Genomic DNA, 9,231 nt, shown 5'->3' on the forward strand with positions numbered 1-9,231 from the left:
GCTGGCAAATGGCCTTGTGGATGATCGTTACCTGATACCGAGCGGCACCTCGAACTGCCAGGCCGAGCGACCGGCTCTATCTGGAATCGGGGGAAACGGCGAAGCCCGGCGGACTGCGTCGAGTGCGGCCTTGTCCAGCGCGGCAACGCCTGAACTGCCCGTCAGCCTGGCTGACCGGACGCTGCCGTTCGAGGCGACAGTAAAGGCAACCGTGGCTGTGCCCGTGGCGCGCGTCCGTGTCGAATTGAAGGCCCGCACCAGTTTTGATCGGATCTTGCCGGGATAGTTCGTGACGGCTGCATTGCCGATGCCGGATTTTCCGCCCCTGCTGGCGGTCAGGATCTTGCCCTCCTTCTTGCCGTCGGTCATGCCGCGCGCGACATCCGTTTCGTCACGGCCGCCAGAGCCGGCTTTTTTCTTCTTGGTGTCGGCTTTGGCCAGTGCCTTGCCCGCCTTCTTGCGCAGGGCCGGCTTTTCAGCCTCGTTCGGTTCAGCTTTCCTGGCCGGCTTGTTCTTTGCGGTTGCCTTCTTCGGCTGCCTGGGCTTCGGCTTGTCCGGCTTCGGTTCTTCCGCCGCGACGACGGTCTCGGTCGTCTCGACCGTTTCGGCCGGCGCCGCGTCGGTTGGTGCCGGCGCACTCGTCTCGGCAGGCTCGGCCGTTTCGACCGCACTGACTGGCGGCGGCACGGCATTGTCGTCGGCGGGCACCAGCCCGTCTGTCGCAAGAATGTCGGGCGACGGGTCCTGGCGCGCCGGCTGGACAGGTTGCGCAGGCTCGGTCCGGTCGGCAAGAGCAGTGGTGTCCGCGGTCGCCTCGCTGATCGGCTCAACCACCTCTTTGTCGGATGTTTCCGCCGCATCGGTGACCGGCTGGAGCGTCTCCTCTGCCGCGGCCGCCTGCGCCTCGACCGTTTCGACCGGCTTGGCGTCCAGCATGGTCACCATCGTCACATTGGCCACTTCCGGGTCGTCTCCGATATCGCCGGCCGCCTGCTGCGGATCGGCGCCGAGCAGCATGTCGCCCTGCTGGTCGGCGCCTTCGATGCTTGGTCTGTCGTCCGGCAGCGTGAGGAAGGCCAGCGCCACCGCTGCGTGGAATGCGCAAGAGCAGGCGATCGCCACCGTCCAGTTGCGGCGCCGTTGCATCTGTCGCGTCTGCCGCAATGGCTCCGCAGGCACCGTCGTCAATTCGCCGTCGGCATCGGCGATGTAATTGTCTTCCGGCCTGTCGCGCGGCGAAACCCGCAGCGCCCCGCGCGGAATGGCGAAATCCGGATCGTCCGGTTCCGGCGGCAGGAAACCGGCCATCGGCCATGCGACGGTGTTTCGTGCGAATGCGGGTTCCAGTCCCAAAATTCAGACCCCGAAGGCGATGCCGGTCCTGGTCTGCGTCTTCAGCCCGCGCATGCAGGCATTCGGCTCGGCGCCGGCGCATTCCGTGGCGCTGTTGATCAACACGCGGCTGACCTTGCCGCAATCCGTGCCGGCAAGGTCGAAACGCGTCACCTTGGTCTTGCCTGCCGGCAGCTCTTTGAAGTCGAGCACGGTCAGCCGGTCGACGACGCCGGCCTCGTTGAACAGCGCGATCTCGAATGCCGCCTTGGAAAGATCGGCGCCGAGATTGTTGGTGACCACAAAGGTCAAGCGGCAGCCCTTGTCGGAAGGCTGCGCGCCGTTGAGCTCGAGGATCAGCGCAGGTGCTTGCTGTTGTGTCCATGCCGGAGCCGCAACAAGCGACATTGCCAGCGCCGCGATCAAAAGACGAAGGAATGCCGTCACGCCAGTCATTGTCGTCAGCCTCCAAAGCGCATGGTCGCCGCCAGCTTCAGGGTGACGCCTGGCTCATAGACGACGCTGGTAGTCGACGCGTTCAGCGGGTTGGCGTATTTGACGTCGAACAGATTGTCGGCGCGGAAATCGACCTTGAAATTGTCGGTCGCCTGGTAGCTGGCGAAGGCATTGACCAGCGTATAGTCCTTGGCCACCGGGTTGCCCTGCGGCTTGCCATTGTATTGCACCTCGCCACCGACGGTCAGCCTGTCCTCGAGGAAGCGAAAGCCGAGTTGCCCGGTGATCTGGGAGGAGGGGACGGTGACAAGGTCCGCCCGTTCGCCTTCATAGGAGATGGTGTGGCCATCGGTGAACGACGCCGAAAGCCCGGCAAAGCCCCAGGCTGCGTCATAGACGCCCTCCATCTCGAAACCGTGAATCTTGGCCTTGGCGAAGTTCTGATACTGGAAGCAGATCGGGATGCCCGGACCGAACGGGCAGCCGCACTGTGATGCGTGGTGACAGCCGGTCACCCGAGGTTTCGCCGACATCGCTGTCGAGCTTGTAGCTGTCGTAGCGCAACCCGGCGATGACCTCGAGCCAGTCCCAGGTGAGCTTGTCCTGGACGTAGGCGCCGGAGACGTTTCTATCGCCCGAGGGCGTGTAAAAACTGTCGCCGCCTGCCGTGCCGCCTGTCTCGACATCGTCGCCGACCCAGTCGCCGCCATAGGTCAGCTCATGCGCGATCCCAACGGTCTCGAATCTCGACGTGTTCCAGATGTCGATGCCGGAGGTGCCGATGTCGAACGTCGATTTCGAACCCGCCGGCAGAAGTACGGGCAAACCGGTGACCGGATCAAACCTGTTTTGAGGGACAAGGGTTGTCAGATCGAGCTTGGTCTTGTTGTAGGAGGCGTTGATGTGGAGATCGAGCCAGCTCTTGTCTTCATCGGTGATGTTGTAGCGGGCCGTGAAGGTATTCGCCTTCAGGTCGGCGTCGTTCACCGGCGCGCTGCCGCTGGTCTCGGTCCATCCGTCACTCGAGCCAATCCAGCCCAGCTTCAGCTCGCTGTTTTCGCTGGGGCGGATGGTCGTCTTGAGGAGGCCGCTCAAGACGTCGAAGCCGGTACCCGCTACAGTGTCGCCGCCACCATCCTTGTAGTCGTCATAGTCGCGGTAGACGATATTGCCGAGCACGTCCCAATTCTCGTTTATCCGATACGCGCCGGTGGCGCTGGTGGTCCAGCCCTCACCATTGCTTTCGTAGCGCCCGGTCGCGGATGCCGCCCAGGTTTCGTCGGGCCTGAGGAAATCCTGAGCATCCTTGGTGTCGAAAAACACGACGCCGCCGATCGCCCCGGAGCCGTGGGTATTGGCGACCGGGCCGCGGATCACATCGACGGATTTGATCAACTCGGGATCGATGTAGAAGGTCGATTGCGTGCCATGATCCGAGCGCTGGAAATTCTGGCGGGCGCCGTCGACGATGACGGAGACGCGGCCGAAGTCCTGCAGGCCGCGGATGTTGATGCTGGAACTGACACGCCTTGCGTCGGCCTGAACCGCGACACCCGGCACACCGAACAGCATTTCGTTGGGCGTCGTCGCCATGCGGCGCTCGAGCTGTTCCTGATCGACATGGCTGGCTGAAGCGAGCGACTCGATCGCCGTCTCGCCTATGCGGCTGAGGATCAGGATCTTGTCGAGCAGCGTGGTACCCGCCGGGGCAGGCTTTGCCTGTTCGGGCTGTTGTGCCGGGTCAGCCTGCTGCTGGTCCGTTGCCGGTTGGGCGGCCTGCTGGGCGCCGGCCGGTGTGGCGAGCAGCGGGATCGCCGCCGCGCCGGCCAGCAATGCAGCCATTTTGCTTGCCATAGACCCCATTTTGCTTGCCGTCGACCCGCGCGCCAGGCCGCTGCCGGCCAGCCGTCCCCAATTCGCCAACCCCATGCTGCAACTCCAAAAATCCATGTTCGATGCTGGCTGGCTTGAGGCTCGCTGGCATTTTTCATCGCGTCCGGCTTCTTAAATGTTGACTCATTTACTCCGGTATTGCACTGCTAGATAACATGATCATTCGAGTCAAGAATTGAATCGGCATTCACGCAGCGCCGAGCCAGATGCCCGGCACAGGAAAGGGATCGAACCAATGAACACGCACAATCCCAGCGACTTTCGCTATCGCGTCCGCCGTTCCGACGAAAATTCCGTCCGTTTCGACCGGGTCCAATCGGCCGTGAGAACGCTGTCCAGCAACACGTTGTTCCAGGGCGAACACGAGATCGGCATCGAGCATCACGGTGCGCTCTACCGGTTGAAGATCACCCGGCAGGGCAAGCTCATCCTCAACAAGTAGGTGTAGAAATGGACCAGCGCGTAAAACCCGCCCCGCACGAGATCCGGCGGGCACGGGCAGACAATTCGAAGATGCGCGAGCGCGACCTCGCTGCCCAACTCGGTATTTCGGAGGCCGAACTGGTCGCCGCGCATTGCGGCGACGGGGTCGTGCGCGTCGAGCCGCGTGTCAACGACCTCCTGACCGGCCTGGAAGCCGTCGGTGAGGTGATGGCGCTGACCCGCAATGAAAGCGCGGTGCACGAGAAGATCGGCGTCTACGACAAGGTCGTCACCGGCAATCATAATGCCATGGTGCTCGGCGAAAACATCGACCTGCGGATTTTCCCGAAGGTCTGGGCGCACGGCTTTGCCGTGGAAAAGCGCGACGGCGCCGACATTCGCCGCAGCCTGCAGTTCTTCGACGCTGCAGGTGAGGCGGTGCATAAGGTGCATCTCAGACCTGCGTCCAACCTCTACGCCTATCAGAAGCTGGTGGCCGGGCTGGAATCGCCGAACCAGGAACCGGCGGTGGCGATTTCAGCGGGAGCGGCCGACGACGAGACCGAGACGGCGGACAATCCGGCGAGCGTCGACGATCTGCGCGACCGCTGGAGCCAGCTGACCGACGTGCACCAGTTCTTCGGCATGTTGAAAACACTGAAGCTCAGCCGCCGCCAGGCGGTGCGCATGGTCGGCCAGGACTACGCCTGGCTGGTCGACAACGATGCGGTGAGCGCCATGTTCCACCACGCCGCCGCGGGCGCCATGCCGATCATGTGCTTTGTCGGCAATCGCGGCTGCATCCAGATCCATTCCGGCCCCGTCACTTCGATCAAGCCGATGGGACCATGGCTCAACGTGCTCGACGAAACCTTCCATCTGCACCTGCGGACCGACCACATCCATGAAGTCTGGGCCGTGCGCAAGCCGACCAAGGACGGCCATGTCACGTCGCTCGAAGCCTATGGCAGCGACGGCAAGATGATCATCCAGTTTTTCGGCAAGCGGCATGAGGGCGAAAGCGAGCGCGAAGACTGGCGCTTTTTAGCCGAGAACCTGCCGCGCATCCCAAGCCCGACCGCAGCCTGAGGAAAACGACGATGGTTCTTTTCTCCAGGCCGCCGCCTGTTCTGAGGTTGGCGCTCGGGCCGGCGATCGCCCTTTTCCTGGCTTTTGCCGCGCTGATGCCGGCTCAGGCCGCCGAAGGCACCGCAAGCTTCGCCGACCGCTCGAGGATCGTGGCCATCGGTGGCTCGATCACCGAGATCGTCTACGCGCTCGGCGAACAGGATCGTCTTGTCGCGCGCGATTCGACCAGCCGCTATCCGCAAGCGGCGATGGAGCTGCCGGATGTCGGCTACATGCGCCAGCTGTCGCCGGAGGGTGTGCTGTCGGTCAACCCGTCGGGTATTTTGGCACTGCACGGCAGCGGACCGAAGGAAGCAGTCGACGTGCTGAAGAAATCGAGCATCCCGTTCATCGAGGTGCCCGAGCGCTATGACAATCAAGGCATTCTCGAAAAGATCCACATCATCGGCAAGGCGCTCGGCGCCGACGCCAAGGCCGATGCGGTGGCGGCCGAGATCGAGGTGAAGCTGAAGGCAGCCGAAAACCAGACCGCGTCGATCAAGGAGCGCAAGCGCATCCTGTTCGTGCTGTCGATGCAGGGCGGCAAGCTGCTTGCCTCCGGCAGCGACACCGCCGCCGACGGCATCATCAAGCTTTCGGGCGGTGTCAACGCCATCGACGGCTTTGCCGGCTACAAGCAATTGTCGGACGAGGCCGTCATCACCGCCGGGCCTGACGTGGTCCTGATGATGAACAATGCCGGGCCAGCCACGCCGGATGACGACTTGTTTTCGAACCCTGCCGTGGCTTCGACGCCGGCGGGTGCTGCCCGCAAGCTGATCCGCATGGACGGCGGCTACCTGCTCGGCTTCGGCCCGCGAACGGCCGACGCCATCCACGACCTCGCCGTCGCGCTCTATGGCGGCCAGGTCGCGGATTGAGCGCGATGGCCGATCATTCGATCGCCGGTGCGGCGGGGATTATCGCGACGGCAGCCGAGGGTGACCGTTCGCGGCGCGCCCGCCTCGTCATCCTGCTGCTCTGCGTCGGGCTGGCTATCGCCGTGCTGTTGTCGCTGACCTCCGGCGCATCCGATGCCTCGGCCATCGGCGTCATGCACGACTGGCTGTTCAGCGCGTCGCCCGGCGACGCGGCATTGAGCGCCCGCGACCGCCTGATTATCCATGACATCCGCCTGCCGCGCGTCATTCTTGGCGTGCTGATCGGCGCATCGCTTGCCGTGTCCGGCGCCGTCATGCAGGGGCTGTTCCGCAATCCATTGGCCGACCCCGGCCTGATCGGCGTTTCGGCTGGATCGAGCCTTGGTGCGGTGGCCGTCATCGTGCTTGGCTCGACCATGCTGGCGCCGCTGACTTCGGCGCTCGGCACCCTGGCTCTGCCGCTGGCTGCATTCTGCGGCGGTCTGACAACGACATTGCTGCTCTATCAGGTCGCGACGCGGCAAGGCCGGACCTCGGTCGCCACCATGCTGCTCGCCGGCATCGCGCTGGCGGCGCTTGCCATGGCGCTGACCGGCATCCTGATCTTCATGGCCGACGACCGGCAATTGCGCGACCTGACTTTTTGGCAGCTCGGCTCGCTGGGCGGCGCAACCTGGCAGAAGATCAGCTCGGTCGGGCCGGTTATCGTGCTGGCGCTGGCGGCAATGCCGTTCCTGGCACGCGGCCTCAACGCGCTGGCGCTTGGCGAGGCCACCGCGGGCCATCTCGGCATCCCGGTGCAGCGGCTGAAATACACCGCGATCGTCGGCGTCTCGGCAGCGGTCGGCGCGTCCGTTGCCGTCAGCGGCGGCATCGGCTTCGTCGGCATCGTCGTGCCGCATTTGCTGCGTCTGCTGATCGGCCCGGATAACCGTTACCTGCTGCCGGCATCGGCGCTGCTCGGCGCGGCGCTGCTGCTTTTGGCCGATGCGGTCGCCCGCACCATCGTGGCCCCGGCGGAATTGCCAATCGGCATCGTCACCGCGGTCGCCGGCGCGCCGTTCTTCCTGTGGATCCTGCTGCGCAAGCGCGGCGTCATCGACCTGTGAAAGGGGCTTTTCATGATCGAAGTGCGGGCATGATTGAAGCGCGCGACGTCTCGGTGGCGATCGGCGGCAAGCGCATCGTCGCCAATGTCGATTTCGAGGCGCGGCCCGGCGAAATCGCGGCCATCGTCGGCCCCAATGGTTCGGGCAAGACGACCTTCCTCAGAGCACTGTCCGGCGATCTTGCTTATTCGGGAGAGGTCACCATCAACGGCCGCAATCTATCTGCGATGAAGCCAGTCGAGGCGGTGACGGTGCGCGCGGTGCTGCCGCAGGCGACGACGCTGTCCTTTCCATTCACGGTGCGCGAGATCGTCAGGCTCGGCCTGGTCGGCGGGCGTTCCGGCGTGCTGCCCGGCGAGGACCAGCGCCTGCCCGAGCGGGCGCTGGCGCGCGTCGACATCGACGGCTTTGCCGGCCGCTTCTACCAGGAGCTGTCGGGCGGCGAGCAGCAGCGCGTGCAGCTTGCCCGCGTACTCTGCCAGGTCTGGGCGCCGGTGCTCGACGGCAAGCCGCGCTATCTGTTCCTCGACGAGCCGGTGTCCAGCCTCGATATCAAGCACCAGCTGATCATCATGGACATCGCCCGCGATTTCGCCAGAAGGGGCGGCGGCGTGGTCGCCATCTTGCACGACCTCAATTTGACGGCGATGTATGCCGACCGGATTTTCGTCATGCATCACGGCAGGCTTGCCGCTACAGGCTCGCCGCAACAGGTGCTCAGCGACGAGCTGATCGAAAAAGTCTTCGATTGCCGGCTGAAGGTCGGCGTGTTGCCGGCAGGAAACATGCCGTTCGTATTGCCGCAGTCGGCAGCTTAGGCCTGTTGATATTCAACGGACCTTCAACCGCGCGCTTCGTGCTTTGCGCGCCAATTGTCGAAGTCGGCGCCGCCCCTCATTGCCCTGCCGGGCATTTCTCCCCGTATAGTGACGGGAGAAAGGGCTGGCCGCAGCCTTGGCGCCTTTCCTGCAACGTTGGTGAATTGGCGAAACGGCCGATGACAGCGCCCCTCTCCCCCTCACTATGCGGGGAGAGGATGCCGGCAGGCAGGTGAGGGGCAGCGCCGAGGCCAAAAATCAGGCAGCGGGCGCCCTTTGCACCAGCATGTCGATGCCGAGCAGGTGTCGCACATTCGGGCGCGCCGCCACCAGGTCGGCGATCGTATAGCGCGACAGCACGGCGAAGAAGGCGTTGAGCGCCTCGCGCAATGCCGAATTCAAGGCGCAGCTGTCAACCAGCGGACATTCGGCGGCGTCGTTCTCGAAGCACTCGGCCATGGCAAAGCTTTCCTCCGTCACCCGCACGACGTCGAACAGGCTGATCGTTTCGGCCGCGCGGCCGAGCCTGACGCCGCCATTCCTGCCGCGCACGGTTTCGATCAGCCCGTGCTCGACCAGCGGCTGCAGGATCTTGAACAGGAAAAGTTCCGAGACCGAATAGGCGGCGGCGATCTCGGGGATGCGGCTCAACCGTTCGGTATTGGCGGCGCAATACATCAGAATGCGCATGGCGTAGTTGGTCTGACGGGTAAGCCGCATTGTGTCCTCACATAACAGTGGTTGCCGTCAATATGGCCCATAGTTTGGAACAATTCCAGACTGGCGCTGCATAATAGATGAATACCTTCGTCAAGTTTGTGTGCGCGATTGTGCACACCGCGAGCCAGCGGCGCGCTTTCGGGCGGAGGCGACACTAGATAAGTTCGCATAATCGATCAGGAGCGGCCCATCATGTCACGACCAGCCCCGGTTCTTGCATCCGTCGCGGCCGTCCGGTTCGACGCCGACGCCGATGCCAAGCTTTCGGCGCTCAGGCGCACCAAGTTCGTCGCCACCGCCGCACTTGCGTTTTGCGTGCTGGTCTTTGCGGTGGCGAAATCGCTTGAAAGCCGCCATGCGTGGCTGGGCTTCGTGGCCCCCAAATCCCCCGCGGGGGCCAAATGGCGGGGGGCCCCCAAGTTTTGGGGGGTGGGCCAGTTGAAGCCGCCCCTCCGGCCGACCCTACCCCAA

General features: G+C 64.1%; 8 protein-coding genes and 2 pseudogenes. 6 read left to right on the top strand and 4 right to left on the bottom strand.

Features of this window, described 5'->3' with window-relative positions; genetic code table 11:
* Positions 1–27: 27 nt before the first annotated feature.
* The 3 genes and pseudogenes from NKI85_RS25040 to NKI85_RS25055 all read right to left on the bottom strand — a co-directional run bounded on the left by NKI85_RS25040 (position 28) and on the right by NKI85_RS25055 (position 3,717).
* Positions 28–1,308 (bottom strand): energy transducer TonB family protein, encoded by a 1,281-nt coding sequence (locus NKI85_RS25040; protein WP_352778568.1) that lies wholly within the window; start codon positions 1,306–1,308, stop codon positions 28–30.
* A 48-nt stretch (positions 1,309–1,356) separates the two neighbouring features.
* On the bottom strand, positions 1,357–1,788 hold the full coding sequence (locus NKI85_RS25045; RefSeq protein ID WP_352778570.1) for a hypothetical protein: 432 nt from the start codon (positions 1,786–1,788) through the stop codon (positions 1,357–1,359).
* A gap of 5 nt (positions 1,789–1,793) precedes the next feature.
* Positions 1,794–3,717 (bottom strand): annotated as a pseudogene (locus tag NKI85_RS25055) (TonB-dependent receptor domain-containing protein).
* Between the two features lie 199 nt (positions 3,718–3,916).
* Here NKI85_RS25055 and hemP point away from each other — a divergent pair.
* From hemP to NKI85_RS25080, 5 genes are read left to right on the top strand one after another with little or no spacing between them, the layout of a single operon-like run.
* A complete protein-coding gene (gene hemP / locus NKI85_RS25060; RefSeq protein WP_352451949.1) occupies positions 3,917–4,123 on the top strand; it encodes a hemin uptake protein HemP in 207 nt (68 codons plus the stop codon).
* Positions 4,124–4,131: 8 nt separating this feature from the next.
* Positions 4,132–5,193, top strand: a complete 1,062-nt coding sequence (locus NKI85_RS25065; RefSeq protein ID WP_352526199.1) for a hemin-degrading factor — start codon at positions 4,132–4,134, stop codon at positions 5,191–5,193.
* 11 nt (positions 5,194–5,204) lie between these two features.
* Entirely contained in the window at positions 5,205–6,113 is a 909-nt protein-coding gene (locus NKI85_RS25070; RefSeq protein WP_352778575.1) for a heme/hemin ABC transporter substrate-binding protein, read from the top strand.
* 5 nt (positions 6,114–6,118) lie between these two features.
* Entirely contained in the window at positions 6,119–7,222 is a 1,104-nt protein-coding gene (locus NKI85_RS25075) for a FecCD family ABC transporter permease (protein WP_352778577.1), read from the top strand.
* Between the two features lie 29 nt (positions 7,223–7,251).
* Positions 7,252–8,040, top strand: a complete 789-nt coding sequence (locus NKI85_RS25080; RefSeq protein ID WP_352778579.1) for a heme ABC transporter ATP-binding protein — start codon at positions 7,252–7,254, stop codon at positions 8,038–8,040.
* 258 nt (positions 8,041–8,298) lie between these two features.
* Here NKI85_RS25080 and rirA read toward each other — a convergent pair whose 3' ends face one another.
* On the bottom strand, positions 8,299–8,760 hold the full coding sequence (gene rirA / locus NKI85_RS25085; RefSeq protein ID WP_352526191.1) for an iron-responsive transcriptional regulator RirA: 462 nt from the start codon (positions 8,758–8,760) through the stop codon (positions 8,299–8,301).
* A 192-nt stretch (positions 8,761–8,952) separates the two neighbouring features.
* On the opposite strand from rirA, the pseudogene NKI85_RS25090 reads away from it, so the two are divergent.
* A pseudogene (locus NKI85_RS25090) lies at positions 8,953–9,231 on the top strand (DUF445 domain-containing protein); the annotation flags it as partial.

It is taken from the genome of Mesorhizobium sp. M0571 (assembly GCF_040320985.1).
In the GTDB taxonomy this organism is placed as follows: domain Bacteria; phylum Pseudomonadota; class Alphaproteobacteria; order Rhizobiales; family Rhizobiaceae; genus Mesorhizobium.

Excerpts from the sequence above, each read along its gene's own strand:
- NKI85_RS25040 (WP_352778568.1), bottom strand. The coding sequence starts at position 1,308 with ATGGCCGGTTTCCTGCCGCCGGAACCGGACGATCCGGATTTCGCCATT.
- NKI85_RS25045 (WP_352778570.1), bottom strand. The coding sequence starts at position 1,788 with ATGACTGGCGTGACGGCATTCCTTCGTCTTTTGATCGCGGCGCTGGCA.
- hemP (WP_352451949.1), top strand. The coding sequence starts at position 3,917 with ATGAACACGCACAATCCCAGCGACTTTCGCTATCGCGTCCGCCGTTCC.
- NKI85_RS25065 (WP_352526199.1), top strand. The coding sequence starts at position 4,132 with ATGGACCAGCGCGTAAAACCCGCCCCGCACGAGATCCGGCGGGCACGG.
- NKI85_RS25070 (WP_352778575.1), top strand. The coding sequence starts at position 5,205 with ATGGTTCTTTTCTCCAGGCCGCCGCCTGTTCTGAGGTTGGCGCTCGGG.
- NKI85_RS25075 (WP_352778577.1), top strand. The coding sequence starts at position 6,119 with ATGGCCGATCATTCGATCGCCGGTGCGGCGGGGATTATCGCGACGGCA.
- NKI85_RS25080 (WP_352778579.1), top strand. The coding sequence starts at position 7,252 with ATGATTGAAGCGCGCGACGTCTCGGTGGCGATCGGCGGCAAGCGCATC.
- rirA (WP_352526191.1), bottom strand. The coding sequence starts at position 8,760 with ATGCGGCTTACCCGTCAGACCAACTACGCCATGCGCATTCTGATGTAT.